The following is a 19,071-nucleotide window of genomic DNA, read 5'->3' as shown; positions in this document are numbered from 1 at the left end:
CATCATTCATTCATTCGTAAAATCTATTTCATAAAAGTACAATAGCAGAGCGTGAATCAAATCAGCTTACATGATGCCAAATAGAACGATTCTTGCGCTTCTCATAACGGATGCCGGCAACCTGATTTAGCCATTTTTAAACCGATTTTACTCTAATTTCCGTAATAACAAGATCTTGGATGTCGCTACAAAAGCTCAGAGCATTAATCAAATTCAACTGTATTGACTAATTGACCATCCTCATAGAGTTCTTCTTTAATCTTCTTCCCTGTTTCATCATAATAAATCCATGAGCCAGCGGGCGAGCCATCAGCCTTAAACAAGGCATCCATACTGACCTGCCCATTTTCATGAAAGCGCTGCCATTCTCCGACTGGTTTTCCCTCATAAAGATAGCCACGCTCGCTTAAATTGCCAGCATTAAAGTGCTCTTCATATAATTCAAATCCAGTAGGGACTTCTTGCTCTATAGCGGCTGTTTCTGCCAATGCAAAAAAAGTTGTTCCCATTAATAATACGCTAACCAATGATAGCTTTTTCAATAACATCTCAATCCCCATCTCAATCAATAATACTCAAAATATTGTCTCATAATAAGTTCAATCAGCTAAAACTTACTAATCGCATGCACTCAAATAACTTATTAAAAAGAAGATCAATCATAATAGTTTTATAAAAAAAGACCTAACTATTAATAAATTAGCTGACAATCATCAATATCGATCACTACCTAAAGCAAAGTTATAAAAATATTTTACTAATGGAGAATAAGATTAAGCGCTCTTTATGATCGTAGCTTTGCTATTTTCCCCCTCTTTAAGCTTTAAGGCATATTCATTAAAGCGAATTCATCTCTAGCCATTTTGTATAATCTTGAACGCTTACCAACATTGAGAGTGAAGAATAAATCACAGCTGAAGCAATCTCTGCTTCTATCGTTAACCCATTCCAAGATTGATCTTTAGTGGTACAAGCCCCTGCTAACAATGTCACATTAAACCCTAATTCATGAGCTGCCCGTACGGTTGCATCGACACACATGTTTGTCATCATGCCGGTAATCATTAAATCTGTAATATTTTCTGCTCTTAAATGCTCTAATAATGAGGTTTCAAAGAAACTATTAGGCCTATTTTTAATCACGGTTATTGCATCTTTATAAGCTAATGATGAGTGAATCTCAGCACCCTTGGTCCCTACTTGAAAGAATGTTGCCGACTCATGATGATTAATATGCTGAATATAATAGATGGACATATTTTTCGCGATGGCAATTTCTTCAACCTCTAAAATGCGATCTAATACAAGATTGGCATCCACTAACTCATGTGCACCCTTTGGGAAATAGTCCTTTTGCACATCAATAATTAATAAAGCTGATTTTTTCATTTCGAATCTCCTCGTTTCAATGCTATGATTTTAGCGCTAATATTCACATACTAACAGTGGTTCTATCACGTCTTTATGACCTTTTACTTTCAAATTGAAAATATGGATAAAACAGATCAACGCATCTTAAAAATTCTCAAAGAGAATGCAAAATGCTCTCTCAAAGAGATCGGGAGTATTGTCCATAAATCAGGACAAGCGGTAGGTATTCGCATAAAAAAAATTAGAAGACCAACAAACCATTAAAAATTACACCATCAATATCCATTACTCTTACAATCAGTTCATCACCATTTTTATGGATAGCAATAACTTTACGGAGTTTGAGAACTTTATCGAGCAAGATTTAGAGCATATTAGCGAGTTTTATAAAATATCTGGCGAAGGATGCTACATCATCAAAAGCCACTTTGACTTAACAGAGCTACAACTATTCTTAGATAGTATTTCTAAATATTGCCGTTATAAAGTCAATCATCTTACAAGGCGTTTAGTCTAATCGTATTAATAAGATATAAGATGCCCTAATTTTTAAATATCGGCGATCAAACCCCTCGATGAATCTTCGGAAAATCGTTAAATTACTCTGATAAGATTAATTTCTTCAATGATTCAAGATGCGTCATTAGTTCTGCTTCCGGCAATAATAGCATATTGTAAACTTTGAACATTTTCGCACTGCAATCCTCATCATCCCCTGATTCTAGTGGTATAAATGATTGATCTTTATCTCCCTCTTCGACGATCTTTGCAGCCCCTTGCCATAAATCACGCTCTTCATAAAAGTCAGGATCATTTAACTTAACTTCTGTTGTTGACCTTTGATAACCCATTCCCCAAAAATGAAGATAGCGCTTTAACTCCCCCTGATTATCTCGCTTTATTTCAGCCCCTAGCCAACATTTCTGGCGTGACCAACCTTCTTTGCTACTAGAAATTAATTCAAATCGCATTAGTTGATTGCGATAAACCTGCCAATACTCATCAAAGCTTAAAAAGTTACTGTTCCCGGTAAGTGATTGCGTGCGATAAATATTGATATCGATCATATTGCCACTTTCCAGGAGCAATCCTTTCTCAAAATAATTAGGAAGCGCATTGATACTACGATTTTTAATAAGAGGCTTTGCCAAGATGTACCAATCTCTTCTCAAATTATAGCTATTTAGATCCTCACTATCTTGAAAAGCTAATTGATAGCGCTCAGCCTCTGTAAATTGTGGCTGATCTCTCCCTTGCGTATTCGTCACTTCAATCGTTGCACTAGAGTACTTTAACAGCATATTGTCCAAGGTATCTTGCGTCATATTCAGCGAAAAAATCATCTCTGGGCGAGCGACTGTAGGGGAACTATAATTTAAAGAATCTAGCAGATTATTCGTTAAAAAATAATACCCTTGTTGCCAATAATCATGAGGACTTTGACTAATAAAAAAATCTTTTTTGCCATCAATAATAAAATTAATCGGCATACCAAAAGAAAATCCCCTCATTTTTGAAGTAGTCCCATTCATTTGATAATCAATCAGCTCTTCTAATGCCGGCGAGACACTAAAGTTTAGTTCTAAATAACGAGGTCTGTAATGTAAAATTGGTTCTAATTCAAATGTGACTTCAACCTCTAAATTCTGAAGATCAATATGGGTTATCTTTGCCTTTCGATCATACGTTTTCAGATCAACGGAAGATCTTCGCTCAGGAAGTGCAATACCGCCAATACCAATCAATCCCTCTCCCATTGTCCACCAGCTGCTTGTATTATGAGTCACCCCTTCTATCCATTCAACGGGCTCATATGTAACGATGGCTTCATCAAGAGATTTTAATAAAAGCTTTATTGCCGTTAATTGATCCGCTTCTTTAACACCACTATTTGCAACATCATGGATCTTAAAGCTCAACGAAACTGTTTCAGGACTTCCCCGTAAAAAGAGCGAGAATTTATAAAATTGATGATAAATAGGTGGCAAAAAAAAGAGCACCCCTATCACTAATAACGCAATGTACCACTTATGAAATCTCTTTCTCATTTAGGCTTTAGCTCATAACTTTAATAATTTTTTAATCAATCTGATGATCTGTTTCATGCTATCAATAAGCCTAATACTGACCTTTCATTTTAAAATGCGGTTAAATCAATATAGTGAGTATAAAGGCTTTTGTAATCAATGAATAAGATATTACTCAAGTAGATCTATGATTTTTTAATAATCATATTAAATCAGGTTCATATTTTCCATGATGCATTTAAGCAAGTGCCCGAATAAATCATCTAAGTATAAGTAGGAAGCTAATAATCTAGACTTAATAAGAAAAATGTACAATGCGTAACCCAAATAAGCTTACTTAGTGCCAGATAGCTACTCGTAACCGATATGCCGGCAATCTTAATTAGTGAAGTTTAAACCGTCTTTACTATCAATCTACAGGCAATCAGATTTTAAATTTTCTAAAAGCCCCTTAAGAAATGTCTCGTCCTAAAATACGTTGACAGGTTATAATACCCGATGAACTTCATCGGGTGTTTTGTAATTAAGTGATAAATGGGGTCTTTGCTTATTATAAATTTCTATAGCTTGATGAACCATTTTCTTTGCCATTTCAAGATTATGGGGCTTTATAAACAAATACTCATTCTTTAAAATTCCATTAACTCTCTCCGCTAAAGCATTTTGATAACAATTACCACCTTCTGTCATTGAACATAATACTGCATGTTTCTCATGGATCTTCTGATATTGATCAGAACAATATTGTATTCCTCTATCTGAATGATGGCGTAAAACACCTGTTCTTACACGGTTATTTAAGGCCATTTCATAAGCTCTGGCTGATGAATCTGCTTTTAAAGTATCTGATACATCATAACCCACTATTTTTCGAGAAAAAGCATCTGTAATTAAACTGATGTAACTCGTTCCATTGTGTGTTGGAAAATAGGTAATATCTGCTACCCAAGCTTGTTCAGGTGCTGTTATTTCAAGGTTTTCTAGTAAATTAGGGTGTTTATAAAAACGGTGTAAGCTATTGGTAGTTTTATGGTACGCTTTGGCTCTTGGGATGAGCATCCGATGTCTCTTTAAAAGCGAAAATAATGCATCTCTTCCAATACTAAACCCTAATTCTGGTAATAAATAGTGAAGCTTACGAGTCCCTAATCGAGGTTGTTGCAAACGTATACCAATGACTTTATCAAGCACCAAAGCTTCATATTCTGATTTCTGTTTTTGTCGAGCTTTCCATTGATAATAGGCTTGTCTTGAAAAACCTAAATAGTTACAGATCTTACTGATTGAGGCTGTTACTTTCCCTTCTCTTTTAGCCTCTGTGATAGCTTTTTTGGTAACTCAATTCCCATATCATTTTCCATATAACTAAAAAGTTCTTCAAAAAATTGGTTTTTATCTTGGCTGTCAGTTAACTTCTTCTCAAGCTCTTTGATTCTCTGTTCAGGTGTCTTTTCAATAGGTTTGTTCATGATATCGAGCCTTAATATATTGGGAGTTTCTGACTTCCAATTTAGCACGCCATATTTCCTCAACCAAACTAAAACCGTTGAACGACCTTGAATACCATAATGGTGTTGGGCTTGTTTATAAGTCATTGCACCAGCTTCAACCTCTGCAACTACGGCAAGTTTAAAAGCCAAAGTGTAATCTTTTTGAGTTCGTTTAATGTACGTTGTCATCTAGTTTCTCCAAATTAAACCAGTAAAGTTGTCAACGTTATTTAGGACGGATCAAAAACAACAAAAAAGCCCCGAATCAATCGAGGCTTTTATCTATCTATCAATCCCTATTACAGAATCACAAAATTAAGTTTCTAAATATCAATTATTTGAAACGTTTTGTGCTGTAAGGTGTTGGGTCGATCACAGGCGTTCTACCCATGATAAGGTCAGCTGTGATTTCACCTGCTGCTGGGCTCTCTGTCATCCCCCAACCTGTTGCAGTATTCACAACTAAACCTGGGTACTCTTCGATTTCAGAGATGATTGGGCAACCATCAGCTGTTGGTGCGATACATGCGCCCCATCTTTCGAGAACTTTTGAAGACTCAAATTGTGGGAATTCAGCTTTCATTCTGTTGAATACACCATCTAAGTGCTCGTTATTAGCTGTCGCTGTTGCAACACGGAATTTCTCAAATGGCGTTACTTCATCATTTGTCCATGAAGTTGGCATTTGGAATGAATTCCAAAGGTCTGCACCTAATTTGAACTCAAGTGGTAAATCTTCACCACCTAATAAGTGCATAAATTTAGGACCTAAAAGGAAGCTATCTTTAGTGATTGAGCTTGTGAAGATACGTGGTGCTACTGCGTATGTACCATCTGATTGTTCACGGAAGTGGATACCATTAGGTAAATGTACGTTACCTTTTGGTGCGCCAGGAACACCTGAAACTACTTGTTGTGAAAGATATACGTTAAGCGTTGGAAGATCAACACCCATATTACCCATAAATAAACGTGCCCAGAAACCGTTTGCTAACACGACTAAAGATGTCTTGATAGTGCCTTTTTCTGTCACAACTTCTGAGATCTTACCACCTGCAGTTTCAATGCCTCTTACTGCGCAGTTTGTATAGATCTTTACACCAATTTTTTTAGCATATTCTGCTAAAACGGTTGTTCCACGCTCTGGATCTACCGAGCCTGCATCTTCTTCAAATCCTGCAATTTCCCATGGAGTTTGTGCATTTGGAAGACGTCTTTTGAGCTCTTCACCTTCAATAATACGCACGTTTAATGGGCTATCAAAACCTGGATTTTTAGAGTTTAATGCAATCCACTCTTTCACAACTTCAAGTTCTTTAGTACTTGGAATTGCTTCTACACGACCTTGTGTACGGTAGCTTGTATCCATTCCTACTTTTGCGTTCATTTCACGCCAAAGTTTTTTACCATAATGGTGAAGTGGGAAAATCTCAGGTTCTGTTTTATAGCTGATGATTTGGCTATAAGCACGTCCTGATTGCTCACCTGCCACTTCGCCTTTTTCACAGATTGTCACACTCATGCCACGCTCACGCATGTTAATTGCACTCATGATCCCTTGAATACCGCCACCAACGATGACAACATCAGATTCCTTAGGAAGTGGACCTTCTGTTCCAGCAACGAAAGGTGCTCTTGATTTTGCAGCAACAAGCGTTCCTTCTCTACGGATCATTGGTGTAACAACAGCGCCCGCACCAACAACCGCAACGCCGCCCGCACCTAAAAGAAATTTTCTACGTGAAATAGCCATACTAATACTCCATTTTCAAATGCTTACAATAAGACCAAATAATTTTATAAGGCGGTATCATAACATGGAATTTTGGAGTTGATCATAATCAATTTTTAGCAATCTAGAGGTTGTTATTAAGAAATACTAATAGACAAATTGATAAAAGTCAGTATTAACGATAATAATTATCATTTACAACTAAGGCTATAAAAGCTCTTTACAATAATTTTATTATTGCAATATCATATAGTTAACCTCATCTGCATTGTATACAAATTCAAATATTTCATTGAAAAAAGCGGCAAATAAGAATCAAAAATTTAGAGCGCATAATGTACAAGATAATGTCATTTACAACAACCTTTGGGCAAAAATTTAGCCAAACTATTGGCAACGAAAGATAAATATTGCGCAATTTCATAAAAAAATGAGCCGAAATTTGTCAAAAAAATGAATTATTTCGATCATTTTGTCCTCAAAGACAAAGTTACGGCACACTTCTTCTATACAAAGTGAAGCAAATAGCACCACTTTTTATTCAAAACCACTAATTTAATAGCAACATATACCTCATGCCAAAGCGTGATTTTCTTTTGATCATTAAATTCAAGCAATAACATTGCCTCAAATTGATCTAAAGAGCCATCTACTCTTAATACTTTTGCACGCATACAGAGCACTGTTTTATTCTCTTCACTCACTTTGTGCATAACATCATAATCAATAGAAGCAATTGTTTGACGAAAACCATTTAAAAATTGCAAATAACCAGCAAGATCCGTCTCATAATGACGCCCATTCGCCACCACTGTTAAATGGGGATGAAAATGCTCAGCAATCATTGCTGTCGTTAGCTCTCCCTTGGCAACAAGATGCTGGCGATTCCATGATAATAATGCCTGCCCTACGTCCTTTACTCCTGTCATCTTGACTCCCTTTTCTTTCAATGAATATCTATGGATACCTCAGCGTAACATACCTCTTAAATCCATTATAAAAAAACGCTACTGACTTATTTCAGTAGCGTCTTATCATAAACGGTAATCCATTACAGATTAATGTGACATAAGTAAAACAATCAATATCTGCTAACCCTCAGGCCAGATAAACCAGCCTTTTGTTTCAGGATCATTTTCAATAAAATCTCTCATCTCATCTGATTGGAAAGCTTTACGCACATCTTTTGCCCATTGACTGTTCTCATCCTTTTTCTTAACCGTCACCATCAACTCAAGATCTGGTAAAAAGGTTTCATGCGCTAAAGCATACTCAGAGCCGATACCCGCTAATAGTGCAACGCCCCCAGGCATCACCCCATAATCAATCTCATCTAAAAGACGAGGAATTAAGGCTGAATCCACCTCAGTAAATTGAAGATTCTTAGGATTTTCAATAATATCTTGTTTCGTTGCAACGGCTAAATCGACTTCAGGCTTTAACTTAATCCAACCAATCTTTTGCAATAAGGCGTAAGATCTTGCGGCATTTGATGGATCATTAGGAATTAATACCGATTCACCCTCTTGAATATTATCAACCGAATCTTGCTTCACTGAATAGATAAATGCCGGAATAGAAGGCGTATGAACCACTGAAACAAGATCTTGTCCTGTTTCTCGGTTATAAACATCTAAATAAGCTTGATGCTGCGCCGTATGAAAATCAACGCCACCTTCAACTAATGCTGTATTTGCATCTCTTAACGAACTAAAAGTTAAAAAAGTGACGGTATAACCTTCAGCCTCTAACTGTGGTTTGACAACCTTCTCAACTAAAACATTATGCGCGCTAGGTGGCATACCCACTTTAAGATCTTTTTTATCAGCATCTTGCTGATCTTGTTGCCCACATGCCGCTAACAGACCACCCAGCAGTAAGGTTGCAACGGGATATAATATTTTTTTCATCTCTTCAATCCTCTTTTGATGTGTTTATTATTGATAATTATGACAAATCACACATAGCATACTAAAAATATACGATAACTATTTAAAGACTTATTAAACCATTAAATTAATAAAATTGGAACCTCTAAATAATGTACTGAAAATAGGTCTCTTCCCCTTTATACTTTAAAATCGGGATGAATACCTCAATCTTTAGAATATTCTGTCAGTTTTAACGGACTTATGAAATAAGGATACTAAACTTCAATATCACATCTTCATCTTAAAAAGAGATTATTGATGATATCCCACACTATCTTTGGGGGCTTCTTCTCGATCATTTAAACCATAATCTCGAATAACAGTCGCAACCCTTAAACGGTAAAAATTTAAGATAGAGGCTCGCCCTTTTACCTGAGCAGTGCGATGGACCTCTAAATTTCGCCATGCCTCAATCGCCACTTCATTCTCCCAAAAAGAGAGCGATAAAATCTTATCCGGCGCCACCAAGCTCTGAAACCGTTCGATAGAGATAAACCCCCTAATATCTTTTAAGTAAGATTTTAAATCAGCCGCTAATGCTAAATACTGAGCCTTATGGATCTTATCTGTCTTTAATTCAAATATTACTGCAATCATTTTAACGCTCCTCCTTCTCTTAAGAATAAAACTCTAAAACCTGCGCATTAGGCGATGTTTTATAACGGCTCTTTAAAAGCCAACACTTTTCTATAGGTAACGCTCTTAAATACTCTACAATGGTGATAGCAATTGTTTTTGCCCAAAACTGCCCCGGACATTCATGTCGTCCACTACCAAAAGGAAGAGCGTTTTCTTTAAATTGTAAAGGAAGAATCAGCATCTCTTTGCCTCTAAACCTTTTAGTATTTTTAATAGGAGCATGGTGCTGTAAACTCCAATTTAAAAGGGCTTTACTAGAAAGCGAAGATTCACTTAATAAATGCTTTAACATCGCTGCAATTAAACCACTTGTCCCATCTAAAGTCTGAAAAAAGAGCCCCAATAAATTATCATTAACGGTACTTTCATCGATTAAAGAGCTTTCAGCACAAACATCCATAAATGTCTGTTTTAAAGGACCTTTTGCCGGTAAAAGCATCTCATACAATGCTATTAAAGCATCATTACCTAGTAGCACAACCTTTTGATCATGAGGCTGAACAATTGCCGCTGAAAATAATGTAATCTGCGTTAAAAAAAGCTCCGGATCAACAACTTTTATCCCTATCAGCTTGGCTACTACTAAAATTGGCCAAGTAGCAATTGCCTTTGTTAATGCTTCTGGTGAATCGAGCCTTACATCGGTAGTAGTAATCACCTCTTTAGTAATCTTTGCCATATATTCTTGAGAAAATGCCATTAAAGTTAATGTCATATGACGTTTTAAGAGACGATGATATTCCCCCTCATTCATTCTCACAAGTTTAGCAAATAGCTCACCTATCAATAATCCTTGCAATAATTTTGGTACCTTTTGATCAATAGGTCTTACTTGATAATGGGAATCTAGCAAGATTTTCTTCACTTGATAAATACTCTCAATTTGCATCTCATCACTCATAAATAACCTCGTTGAATAAAGTAATTATGCTATTGTGACAATATCCTTTTTGAATACTTCGATTGAAAACGAAATATGACTGATCTTCACCATCACCTCTCAGCAATGGCATCAATGATTGCAGAACCCTCTCGTGCCAAAATATTATGCAGTTTGATGGATGGTAGAGCCTATACGGCAACAGAGCTTTCAAGTGTGGCAGAAGTTTCAGCCTCAACAACAAGTTCGCATCTTGCAAAGCTTGAATCACAAGGTTTTATCACGTTAATCAAGCAAGGACGTTTTCGCTACTATCGCCTTGCTAATGAAGAGATCGCGCATACCTTAGAAGTATTAATGAATTTAACGCTAACAGATACCGTTATTGGTTCCATCAAAAGCTCAACTCCTCTAAACCTACAACTCTCTCGAAGTTGTTATAATCATCTTGCGGGAACAATTGCTGTTGAAATCATGCACCAGTTTTTAAAAAATAGGTGGATAGAGGGAGATGAACAATACCAACTAACCGCTAAAGGCTATCAGCACCTTCAAAGTATGGGATTTTCATTAAAAGAATTTCAAAAAAAAGCGCTTTTAACACCCTCAATTGTATCTCATAATTGTTTAGATTGGAGTGAGCGAAAATTTCATCTAGCAGGGGCTTTAGGTACACAATTACTTATTTTCTTTGAGCAGAAAAAATGGATCGAGCGTTTCCCACAAACTCGCGAAGTCATCTGGACTCATTTAGGAAAATCAGCATTACTAAAGTTTTTTAATATTGATTACGCTAAAATTATTGCATCAAAAAAGCCTTAGAATCACTCCTAAGGCTCTTGTAGACAGAGATCATTCCTGCCTTTACATCCTCATAAACCGCTATTACTTTTTAATAGGTTTATGAAGAATATCTATATATTGATCCTGATGACGCTCTGATGGGAAAATACGATAGACATAATCTGTTGGTGTTACTGAAGTATTTTGTACTGTACGAGTAAAGAGCACCTTACCATCTTTATCTTTAGAGACTAAAGTACGGGTTGCGCCATCTTCACTAATGCTCCAATCACCTTGCATTTTTTGCTCGCCTTCGGGCGTAAACATCACAAAAGTTCCATTGCGATAATATTTAGCAGTACCATAATACATGCTCACGCGCTTATCTTCTGGTCCGATACTACGTGTTTTTTGGTCAATGGCATTTGTGGTTACCCATGTTTTGCCAACCATTACTTCTTCGTATTTATTTAGATCTGTCGCACAAGCTGCTAAAAAAACACTTGCAAACGCAACTGCTGATATTGTTTTTAAGTTGATCATCATAACCCCTTTATATTGATTTCACTATTAAGTTACTGTTATAAGCTACCTTAAATTATTTACTTCATCAACTAAACTACCTAGAAAATACTCAAGTTAATATTTAAATAAAAATATTTACTAAATATTTATTTTTGTATTTAAATATTTTTATACTGCCTACTATTTTTATGATCCACTCATCTTTGAAAAATAGAGATAAAAAAGCCCCTCTAAAATAGATAAATCCTATCTTTAGAGGGGCTTTTTCATATTGATCATCAGATCATTACTAAATGCTTCCAATATTACTCATTACATCATTCCCAAAAACTGCGGAAGTCCTAGTGAAATAACAGGGATATAAGTAATCAATATCAAAAATACGAGTAAGATCATTAACCATGGTAATGCTGCTTTTATCGTATTAGTAATAGGCATACCTGTTACAGCTGATGTGACAAATAGATTTAATCCCACTGGCGGTGTAATTAATCCTATCTCCATATTTACAACCATAATAATTCCTAGATGAATAGGGTCAATACCAAGCTCCATCGCTATGGGGAAAAATATGGGTGCTAAAATTAAAATAACGGCAGAGGGCTCCATAAAACTTCCCGCAATGAGAAGGACAATATTTACAATAACTAAGAACATCCAAGGAGAGAATCCCATAGAAGAGACCCAACTAGCGATCGATTGGGGGATTTGCTCTGTCGTAAGCACATGCGCAAAAAGCATCGCATTGGCAATAATGAACATTAACATTACGGTCATCTTACCTGATTCCAACATCACTTTAGAGAACTCTCTAATACGCATATCTTTATAGATAAAAAGCGCGACAAACATAGAGTAGACTGCAGCAACAGCAGCCGCTTCTGTCGGTGTATACATCCCGGTATAAATTCCCCCCAAGATAATCACCATGAGTAATAATCCCCAAAGAGCCCGGCGAAAAGCACCCATCCACTCCTTAACACTTACTCTTGGTTGCGCTGGTAATTTTTTCACTCGTGCAACAATATAGATCGCAACCATCAAAGCAATGCCTAATAAAACACCTGGAATTACCCCTGCCATAAACATCTTACCAACAGACTGCTCCGTAGCCGCTGCATAAACGACCATTACAATCGATGGCGGAATCAAAATCCCTAATGTCCCTGCATTACAAATAATGCCGGCACCAAACTCTTTGGTATAGCCAGACTTTACCATTCCCGCAATAGCAATAGAGCCAACCGCAGCAACGGTTGCAGGACTTGAGCCTGAAAGCGCGGCAAAGAGCATACATGCAAGTACTGAGCCAATTGCTAGCCCTCCTCGAATATGCCCGACACAAGCATTCGCAAAATCAATTAAACGCTGAGCCACGCCACCTGTCGTCATAAAAGCGCCGGCAATTAAGAAAAATGGAATCGCTAAAAACGTTGTATGCTCTGATGTTTCAAACATCTTAATCGCTAAACTTCTAGGAGAGTCAGGACTAAAAAATGCAATCGTTAATGCGCTCGATAAACCTAAAGAGATCGCGACAGGAACACCGATTAACATTAATACAAATAATAAAACGAATAAAAATAAAATGGTCATTTTTTCTCTCCTAAATCTGCAAGATTGATGTGCTCTGCTTTCGCAATTTCATCAAGCGCATCTTTAGCTTCATCAGCAAGTCCTAACGTATCTTGTTGATGCGTGATAATTCGATAGCCCACTTCAAGATAACGTAAAATTAAGAGCATAAAACCAATCGGGACAATAACTGTAATATGCCAACGCTTAACGCCAAATCGATCTAAATCTTCTGCTAAAGTTCCGAGTTTATAAAAATTTAAGACCCAATCTAAACTCGCGAAAAGCATAATGCCACCATATAAAATACAAGCGCCCAGCCCGAGATAAGCCAATATTCTTTGTGTACGTTTTTGAAATACTTTGACTAAAGCATCCACGCCAATATGTCCGCCAATCCTCACACCATAAGACATACAAAAAAAGATTAACCAAGCAAAACATGCAGCGGTAAAACGATTAGACCAATTCATTGAGGTGGCTAAATCCATCATGAAATCGCCACTATCTAAAAAGAAATCTTCTAGTTTAGAAGGCTCATCACCTGCAACCCAATCTGCTAAACTATAAAAAGGCGTATAGAGATTGTTTAACATCGTATAAATGAATGTGATAAATGTCATCGCAGATAAAATCAAGACTGTGACAAATATTTCTATCTTTTGCCATGTTTTATCTAGTGTTTGATATAAATTAATAACCATTAAAGCTCCTCTTTTTACACACGATGAGTCCACCTATCTTAAATAAATCAAGATAGGTAGATTTAACTTATAAAATGAAAAAGCTATTTAATTATGGAGTATTGGCATCAAGCGCTGCTTGAATTAGCTCAGGCGTTACTTGATCTTGGAATTTCTCCCAAACAGGACGTACCGCTTTACGCCACTCCTCACGCTCTTCTGGCGTTAAATAGATAATTTCAGTCGTTCCAGCATCAATGATCGATTGTTTATCACGCTCATTTAGCTCATTGGCATGATTATTCACTTCAACTGTTACTTCCGCTAAAATTGCTGTTAATTCATTGCGAATATCTTCTGGTAAACCATTCCAAAAATCTGTATTTGTAATTAACATATAATCTAACGCGCCGTGATTCGATTCTGTAATGTACTTTTGTACTTCATGAATCTTTTGCGAATAAGTATTGGAATAAGGATTCTCCGCACCATTTACAACACCGGTTTGTAAACCTTGATACATCTCAGCAAATGCCATCTTACGAGGGTTAGCACGAAGCGCCTTAAACTGCTCATCTAATACTGCTGAGTTTTGTACCCTAAATTTCAATCCTCGAGCATCACGCGGAACGTGAAGCGCTTTATTTGCAGATAACTGTTTTAACCCATTATGCCAATAGCCTAAACCGGTAATCCCTTTATCTTCCATACTCTTTAAAAGTTCTTGCCCAGCTGGCGATTGCTGAAATCGATCTAAAGCGGCCATATCATCGAATAAAAAAGGTAAATCAAATAGCTGTATTTTCTTCTGATAATGCTCAAATTTTGCAAGTGATGGCGCTAGAAGATGTACATCCCCAACTAATAATGCATCCATCTCTTGTCCGTCACCATAAAGTGAGGAGTTGGGATAAACTTCAACTTTCACCTTTCCAGGTAATCGCTCTTCTGCTAATTTTTTAAAAAGAATAGCTCCTTGCCCTTTAGGTGTGGTGTCCGCAACCACATGCGAGAACTTAATCACAATAGGTTCATCCGCCTGTGATACTCCCATCATCAGCCCACCTACTAAAATAGTAGACGCAATAACTCTCTGTACTAAACGATTCATAACTCCTCCTGAGATGTTATGTATAAAATTTCTAATGTATCAACAAAGAAATCAAAAGAATAATGCTCTTATCTAACAATAAGATAGAGCTATTTTTATTTTAATAATATTTAAATAGAATTTAAAAAAAACATTTTAAACTAATAGTAGCAAGTAATAACGATCTATTACTCCTTCAAAACATAGCACATTTTTCGATCATTTTTTTCAATATTTCTTATAGAATTTAATCTAGATCACTTTACGCTTCTTAAGCTATTGGTATAGATTATTTCCGCTAGAATCAATAGCAACGATCACGGGGAGATTCTCTACTATTAATCTTCGAATAGCTTCTGTCCCTAAATCTTCAAAGGCAATAACTTCTGCAGACTTCACACACTTCCCCATTAGTGCAGCAACCCCTCCAATAGCAGCAAAATAAATCCCCTGATGCCTTTTTATTGCCTCAACAACAGATTCATTTCTAGCCCCTTTTCCAATCATTGCAACTAATCCTGCCTCAATTAACTGTGGTGAATAAGCATCCATTCTACTTGCCGTAGTAGGCCCAACTGAACCAATAGGCTCCCCAGGCTTCGGAGGGCAAGGACCTGCGTAATAAATGACTTCCCCTTGAAGGTTTATTGGGAGCGCCTTCCCGTTTGCTAAATATTCACACATTCTTTTATGCGCGGCATCCCTTCCTGTATAAACGGTCCCACTAAGATGCACAATATCACCAGCTTGAAGACCATTAATCATCGTTGAATCTAGCGGCAATTTTATCTGCTTTATCTCTGACATTTTATATCCCCTATTTTCATCATATTATAATTGCCCATCTACATGTCGATTAGCATGGCAACCGATATTAACAGCAACAGGCAACCCCGCAATATGGGTTGGATAAGTATTGATATTGACTCCAAGCGCCGTTGTTCTCCCACCAAAACCCGCAGGCCCTATTTCTAAAGCATTTACTTTCTCCAATAATTCAGCTTCTAAACTTGCTAAAAATGGGTCTTCATTAATTTTATCAAGCGGTTTTAGTAGTGCTTGCTTACTTAATATCGCTGCCTTCTCCATTGTTCCACCAATCCCAACGCCTACGATTATCGGTGGGCAAGGATTAGACCCTGCATCTTTCACTACCTGTAAAATAAACTGTTTAACGCCCTCTAAACCATCACTAGGTTTTAACATCTTTAACTGGCTCATATTTTCACTGCCAAATCCCTTAGGAGATACCGTTATTAGTAAACGATCACCGGCAATAATGTCATAATGAATCACCCCTGGCGTATTATCATTTGTATTGACTCTTTCAAATGGGCTTTTAACCACTGAATTACGCAAATAACCTCGTTGGTATCCTTCACGGATTCCTGCATTAATTGCATCTTCTAATAATCCTCCTACAACTTGAACATCTTGCCCTATTTGCACAAAAATAACTGTTTGCCCAGTATCTTGACACATAGGTCTTAACTCTTTTTTAGCAAGGTCTGCATTAGCAATGATCGTTTGTAAAATATTTTTCCCAAGCGAAGAAGTTTCTGATTGCATACAACTTCCTAAACATTGATAGACGTCTTGACTTAAAGAGGTATTCGCTTCAATGCAGAGATCTGCCACTAGTTGACGAATAGAATCAATATGAATTTGTCTCATACTTACTCCTGCAGTGTGAATTCAAATTGAATCAATGGGCGATGTTGCTGTGCACCATAGACATCCTTTTCACCAAGTGCCCCTGATGAAATCGGTCTTTCAATTGTAATTTTGATGGCTTTTGCAGGATCAAAATAGACGAGATTTAAAATTTGATCTATTCCAATACCATATAAGTGAGCGAAATTCTCTTTAGTAATAATCGCCGCGCTTTTAGCGCGCTGATAAAACTCCTCATCAATAAAAATAACATCAAAGCATAACTCATAAGGTCCTGCATTTTTACTACGTATTACTGATGCTACATCTTGCAATCGATATTTCATTCCATCTCCCCTATAATGACATATTGAATAGGAAATAAGGCTACTTCAGATTCAACTTCTAACAGATGATAAATGGAGAACTCATAGACCTCCCCCATATTTGCATCTGATGGTGAAAAAGGAAATGCCAAATTCCCCGCGGTAGAAATGCGCCCTTCATAACCAAAATGTAAAGCGGTACTTCTTGCAAAACTACAAATAGCACTCGCTTCCTCTTCTGTTGCCGCAACAGCTTCGATTACTATCCCAATCTCATCAGGCAACACTTGATCACTAGAGATTTCAGGTAATAAAGCAATGCCATTTTTGCCATATACATTAAAATTTAGATAAAACTCTTGAAAATTTGAATCTTGGAAATTATCAAAAACACGCTCTTTAACTCCTATTAAAATAGAGTCAATGTTGGCGATCATAATAGGGTCCGTCACACCTGCAATCGCAATAGTTCTATAGCCAATTTTTCTAGCGCCTTCTAATTTAATAAAGTATTTTTTAGTAGGAATAAATTTAGTGCCAGACACTCTTACTCGGCGAGCATCAAGCTGTTTAAATTCACATGCTGTTAAATCTAACTCCCCACCAGGACCTGGCAAGTGATAAGGATCGGACTTTTCATATAATGTATGGGCTGCGACAGATAGTGTTGTACAAACCCGATTCTCAGCTAAAGGCTCTACATCAAAATGATCTTTTCTTAAAATACCTAACATCGAGTCGCTACCACTTCCTGGTAACGCAGCGATGGCAGCACATTCTAAAATTTTCCCTAAATGAAGTGCCAATCCCTTATCAAAGCCCTCTTTAATCGCTAATGCCGCAAATACAGATGGGTCATAAGCTCTCCCTGCCAAAATAATATCTGCATGGTGATTTAGCGCTTCAATAAAAGGCCCCTCTCCCATTTGCCCAACAATAGCGCTACTCTCTTTTATCAAAGTTTCTGTCACTTTATTGTCGGCATTAAGTGGGTGAATTTTCCCCTCTCTATACGCTTTTAACAAAAACACAGGAGATATTTCACTATTAATAATAGCTATTTTTAATGCTGACAATTGCTTCTCTTGAATAATTTCTCGAATAAGCCCAAGTGTTAAATCCACATGAGATTTTCCCCCAGCTCCACCTGCTGAGCCAATAATTAAAGGAATCTTAGCTTCTTGTGCTGCAGGAATCATAATTTCAAGATCTCGCTTCACGGCTCTATTATCTGTAAACGAGATGCCGCTACCTAGATAATATGGTCCTGGATCTGTTGATCCTGCATCCATTGCTATTACATGAGGCTTTTTTGCCATTCCCTTTTCAAAAGACGCTAATGGAAAGCCATACCCTAAAATCGCAGTCGGTGATAAGATCCGTAGTTCTTCTAACATTTTCTCCTCCTTTTTATATAGTTATAAAAGTAATTATTGTGTTACTGAAAAATGCTCTTCACAAAGATTACGAATAATTTTACTCAATGTCTTTTCTGTATTAGTCATTACACGTTTATTCGATGTTGCGATATATAAATTGGTAATAAGCTCAGAGGAGTGAATTTTATGCATTTGTACCTTATGGCGATCCTCCTTAGGTAATAAATCAATCCCTTTACTAGAAAATATCGTGCAGCCCATTGATTTTGCAACTAACTCAAATGTTGTTCTTACACTATTAACTTCCATAATTAAATTAGGCTTACAAGCCGATTTAATCATTTCAGCCTCTATTAATCGGCGATGACCATTAGGATAAGCGGGTAAGATCAATGGAAGCTTTGCAGCCTTTTGCAAAGAAACCCCATTAACATCACACTCTAAAATTGTCTCTTTTGGGGCAATTAAATAAAGGTATTCTTTCAACAAAAAGACCAAATCTAAATCTTGTGCATGAATAGGGTTATAAATTAACCCCATGTCAAGACGACCAGTAATAATACTCTCTTCAATAGAAACCGTAGATTCCTCAATAACCCGTAACTTCGCTTTGGGCATTAAATCATGAAAAGCTCTAATAATCGGTACCGAAAAATAACGTGCTAATGTTGGGGGAAACCCTAAAGAAACATTTCCTGATAACTGAGCATCCATTACTGCTTCTACCGCATCATCTAGCGCTGTCAGCATCTTTCGGCAATGTTCTAATAATATATATCCAGACTCGGTTAAAATAACCCCTCGACCATCTCTAATCAGTAATGTCTTCCCTAAATCTACCTCCAATTTACGAACTTGACGACTTAGTACAGAAGGAGAGATATCGAGATAATTTGCCGCCTTTGTAAAACTTGCAAATTCAGCCACATGTGCAAAATATCGTAACTGTTTAAATTCAACTAAATGACTTTTACTCATCTAAGATAT

The 19,071-nt window shown here is 36.9% G+C and carries 21 protein-coding genes; 3 read left to right on the top strand and 18 right to left on the bottom strand.

All coding sequences use genetic code 11. The features are described from left to right. Positions 1 to 203: 203 nt before the first annotated feature. Together MMG00_RS03570 and MMG00_RS03565 are read right to left on the bottom strand one after the other, a co-directional pair. Entirely contained in the window at positions 204 to 527 is a 324-nt protein-coding gene (locus MMG00_RS03570; protein ID WP_242151495.1) for a toxin-antitoxin system YwqK family antitoxin, read from the bottom strand. Between the two features lie 310 nt (positions 528 to 837). After that, positions 838 to 1,389, bottom strand: coding sequence for a cysteine hydrolase family protein (locus tag MMG00_RS03565; RefSeq protein ID WP_242151493.1), 552 nt, complete (start codon positions 1,387 to 1,389; stop codon positions 838 to 840). Positions 1,390 to 1,464: 75 nt separating this feature from the next. Between MMG00_RS03565 and MMG00_RS14285 the strand changes: the two genes are divergently transcribed. Both MMG00_RS14285 and MMG00_RS03555 read left to right on the top strand, forming a co-directional pair. Continuing rightward, entirely contained in the window at positions 1,465 to 1,635 is a 171-nt protein-coding gene (locus MMG00_RS14285; protein WP_349775517.1) for an Lrp/AsnC family transcriptional regulator, read from the top strand. 52 nt (positions 1,636 to 1,687) lie between these two features. Next, positions 1,688 to 1,888: an Lrp/AsnC ligand binding domain-containing protein gene (locus MMG00_RS03555; RefSeq protein WP_242151489.1), complete on the top strand. Its 201-nt coding sequence runs from the start codon at positions 1,688 to 1,690 to the stop codon at positions 1,886 to 1,888. 82 nt (positions 1,889 to 1,970) lie between these two features. Here MMG00_RS03555 and MMG00_RS03550 read toward each other — a convergent pair whose 3' ends face one another. The 7 genes from MMG00_RS03550 to MMG00_RS03520 form a co-directional block, all read right to left on the bottom strand. Then, complete coding sequence (locus MMG00_RS03550; RefSeq protein ID WP_242151487.1) at positions 1,971 to 3,419, bottom strand: hypothetical protein; 1,449 nt, start codon at positions 3,417 to 3,419, stop codon at positions 1,971 to 1,973. A gap of 465 nt (positions 3,420 to 3,884) precedes the next feature. Beyond that, a protein-coding gene (locus MMG00_RS03545; protein WP_432805927.1) for an IS3 family transposase occupies positions 3,885 to 5,077 on the bottom strand; the annotation gives its coding sequence in 2 pieces (ribosomal slippage) (positions 3,885 to 4,738 and positions 4,738 to 5,077; 1,194 coding nt in all). A gap of 145 nt (positions 5,078 to 5,222) precedes the next feature. Continuing rightward, positions 5,223 to 6,641, bottom strand: a complete 1,419-nt coding sequence (locus tag MMG00_RS03540; RefSeq protein WP_242151485.1) for an NAD(P)/FAD-dependent oxidoreductase — start codon at positions 6,639 to 6,641, stop codon at positions 5,223 to 5,225. Positions 6,642 to 7,126: 485 nt separating this feature from the next. Beyond that, positions 7,127 to 7,549 carry a hypothetical protein gene (locus tag MMG00_RS03535; protein WP_242151482.1) on the bottom strand — a complete coding sequence of 141 codons (423 nt, stop codon included), beginning with the start codon at positions 7,547 to 7,549 and terminating at the stop codon, positions 7,127 to 7,129. Between the two features lie 162 nt (positions 7,550 to 7,711). Next, on the bottom strand, positions 7,712 to 8,530 hold the full coding sequence (locus MMG00_RS03530; RefSeq protein WP_242151480.1) for a MetQ/NlpA family ABC transporter substrate-binding protein: 819 nt from the start codon (positions 8,528 to 8,530) through the stop codon (positions 7,712 to 7,714). 273 nt (positions 8,531 to 8,803) lie between these two features. Continuing rightward, a complete protein-coding gene (locus tag MMG00_RS03525) occupies positions 8,804 to 9,148 on the bottom strand; it encodes an antibiotic biosynthesis monooxygenase family protein (protein ID WP_242151477.1) in 345 nt (114 codons plus the stop codon). 19 nt (positions 9,149 to 9,167) lie between these two features. Next, positions 9,168 to 10,091 carry a cytochrome P450 family protein gene (locus MMG00_RS03520; protein ID WP_242151475.1) on the bottom strand — a complete coding sequence of 308 codons (924 nt, stop codon included), beginning with the start codon at positions 10,089 to 10,091 and terminating at the stop codon, positions 9,168 to 9,170. A 75-nt stretch (positions 10,092 to 10,166) separates the two neighbouring features. Between MMG00_RS03520 and MMG00_RS03515 the strand changes: the two genes are divergently transcribed. Further along, positions 10,167 to 10,892: an ArsR/SmtB family transcription factor gene (locus MMG00_RS03515; RefSeq protein ID WP_242151473.1), complete on the top strand. Its 726-nt coding sequence runs from the start codon at positions 10,167 to 10,169 to the stop codon at positions 10,890 to 10,892. 63 nt (positions 10,893 to 10,955) lie between these two features. Here the strand turns inward: MMG00_RS03515 and MMG00_RS03510 are convergent, their stop codons facing one another. The 9 genes from MMG00_RS03510 to MMG00_RS03470 form a co-directional block, all read right to left on the bottom strand. Beyond that, on the bottom strand, positions 10,956 to 11,399 hold the full coding sequence (locus tag MMG00_RS03510) for a DUF4822 domain-containing protein (RefSeq protein ID WP_242151471.1): 444 nt from the start codon (positions 11,397 to 11,399) through the stop codon (positions 10,956 to 10,958). Between the two features lie 291 nt (positions 11,400 to 11,690). Further along, complete coding sequence (dctM, locus tag MMG00_RS03505; RefSeq protein WP_242151468.1) at positions 11,691 to 12,974, bottom strand: C4-dicarboxylate TRAP transporter large permease protein DctM; 1,284 nt, start codon at positions 12,972 to 12,974, stop codon at positions 11,691 to 11,693. Then, positions 12,971 to 13,657 carry a TRAP transporter small permease gene (locus MMG00_RS03500; protein ID WP_242151466.1) on the bottom strand — a complete coding sequence of 229 codons (687 nt, stop codon included), beginning with the start codon at positions 13,655 to 13,657 and terminating at the stop codon, positions 12,971 to 12,973. The genes dctM and MMG00_RS03500 overlap by 4 nt, the downstream gene beginning before the upstream one ends. Before the next feature lie 91 nt (positions 13,658 to 13,748). After that, positions 13,749 to 14,693, bottom strand: coding sequence for a TRAP transporter substrate-binding protein (locus tag MMG00_RS03495; RefSeq protein ID WP_285894951.1), 945 nt, complete (start codon positions 14,691 to 14,693; stop codon positions 13,749 to 13,751). 309 nt (positions 14,694 to 15,002) lie between these two features. Continuing rightward, positions 15,003 to 15,533: a Fe-S-containing hydro-lyase gene (locus tag MMG00_RS03490; protein ID WP_242151462.1), complete on the bottom strand. Its 531-nt coding sequence runs from the start codon at positions 15,531 to 15,533 to the stop codon at positions 15,003 to 15,005. A gap of 24 nt (positions 15,534 to 15,557) precedes the next feature. After that, complete coding sequence (locus tag MMG00_RS03485; protein WP_242151459.1) at positions 15,558 to 16,400, bottom strand: fumarate hydratase; 843 nt, start codon at positions 16,398 to 16,400, stop codon at positions 15,558 to 15,560. A 2-nt stretch (positions 16,401 to 16,402) separates the two neighbouring features. Beyond that, entirely contained in the window at positions 16,403 to 16,726 is a 324-nt protein-coding gene (locus tag MMG00_RS03480) for a DUF4387 domain-containing protein (protein WP_242151455.1), read from the bottom strand. Further along, positions 16,723 to 18,102, bottom strand: coding sequence for an acyclic terpene utilization AtuA family protein (locus tag MMG00_RS03475; RefSeq protein WP_242151452.1), 1,380 nt, complete (start codon positions 18,100 to 18,102; stop codon positions 16,723 to 16,725). The genes MMG00_RS03480 and MMG00_RS03475 overlap by 4 nt, the downstream gene beginning before the upstream one ends. Positions 18,103 to 18,135: 33 nt before the next feature. Continuing rightward, on the bottom strand, positions 18,136 to 19,062 hold the full coding sequence (locus MMG00_RS03470) for a LysR family transcriptional regulator (protein ID WP_242151449.1): 927 nt from the start codon (positions 19,060 to 19,062) through the stop codon (positions 18,136 to 18,138). Positions 19,063 to 19,071: the final 9 nt, after the last annotated feature.

It is taken from the genome of Ignatzschineria rhizosphaerae (genome assembly GCF_022655595.1).
Classification (GTDB): Bacteria; Pseudomonadota; Gammaproteobacteria; order Cardiobacteriales; family Wohlfahrtiimonadaceae; genus Ignatzschineria; species Ignatzschineria rhizosphaerae.
Note: the sequence above shows the minus strand (reverse complement) of the source record. Positions and strands in the feature narration are given on the sequence as shown.

Excerpts from the sequence above, each read along its gene's own strand:
- MMG00_RS03555 (WP_242151489.1), top strand. The coding sequence starts at position 1,688 with ATGGATAGCAATAACTTTACGGAGTTTGAGAACTTTATCGAGCAAGAT.
- MMG00_RS03490 (WP_242151462.1), bottom strand. The coding sequence starts at position 15,533 with ATGTCAGAGATAAAGCAGATAAAATTGCCGCTAGATTCAACGATGATT.
- MMG00_RS03550 (WP_242151487.1), bottom strand. The coding sequence starts at position 3,419 with ATGAGAAAGAGATTTCATAAGTGGTACATTGCGTTATTAGTGATAGGG.
- MMG00_RS03480 (WP_242151455.1), bottom strand. The coding sequence starts at position 16,726 with ATGAAATATCGATTGCAAGATGTAGCATCAGTAATACGTAGTAAAAAT.
- MMG00_RS03530 (WP_242151480.1), bottom strand. The coding sequence starts at position 8,530 with ATGAAAAAAATATTATATCCCGTTGCAACCTTACTGCTGGGTGGTCTG.
- MMG00_RS03565 (WP_242151493.1), bottom strand. The coding sequence starts at position 1,389 with ATGAAAAAATCAGCTTTATTAATTATTGATGTGCAAAAGGACTATTTC.
- MMG00_RS03495 (WP_285894951.1), bottom strand. The coding sequence starts at position 14,693 with ATGATGGGAGTATCACAGGCGGATGAACCTATTGTGATTAAGTTCTCG.
- MMG00_RS03485 (WP_242151459.1), bottom strand. The coding sequence starts at position 16,400 with ATGAGACAAATTCATATTGATTCTATTCGTCAACTAGTGGCAGATCTC.
- MMG00_RS03510 (WP_242151471.1), bottom strand. The coding sequence starts at position 11,399 with ATGATGATCAACTTAAAAACAATATCAGCAGTTGCGTTTGCAAGTGTT.
- dctM (WP_242151468.1), bottom strand. The coding sequence starts at position 12,974 with ATGACCATTTTATTTTTATTCGTTTTATTATTTGTATTAATGTTAATC.
- MMG00_RS03540 (WP_242151485.1), bottom strand. The coding sequence starts at position 6,641 with ATGGCTATTTCACGTAGAAAATTTCTTTTAGGTGCGGGCGGCGTTGCG.
- MMG00_RS03470 (WP_242151449.1), bottom strand. The coding sequence starts at position 19,062 with ATGAGTAAAAGTCATTTAGTTGAATTTAAACAGTTACGATATTTTGCA.
- MMG00_RS03525 (WP_242151477.1), bottom strand. The coding sequence starts at position 9,148 with ATGATTGCAGTAATATTTGAATTAAAGACAGATAAGATCCATAAGGCT.
- MMG00_RS03520 (WP_242151475.1), bottom strand. The coding sequence starts at position 10,091 with ATGAGTGATGAGATGCAAATTGAGAGTATTTATCAAGTGAAGAAAATC.
- MMG00_RS14285 (WP_349775517.1), top strand. The coding sequence starts at position 1,465 with ATGACCTTTTACTTTCAAATTGAAAATATGGATAAAACAGATCAACGC.
- MMG00_RS03475 (WP_242151452.1), bottom strand. The coding sequence starts at position 18,102 with ATGTTAGAAGAACTACGGATCTTATCACCGACTGCGATTTTAGGGTAT.
- MMG00_RS03535 (WP_242151482.1), bottom strand. The coding sequence starts at position 7,549 with ATGACAGGAGTAAAGGACGTAGGGCAGGCATTATTATCATGGAATCGC.
- MMG00_RS03515 (WP_242151473.1), top strand. The coding sequence starts at position 10,167 with ATGACTGATCTTCACCATCACCTCTCAGCAATGGCATCAATGATTGCA.
- MMG00_RS03500 (WP_242151466.1), bottom strand. The coding sequence starts at position 13,657 with ATGGTTATTAATTTATATCAAACACTAGATAAAACATGGCAAAAGATA.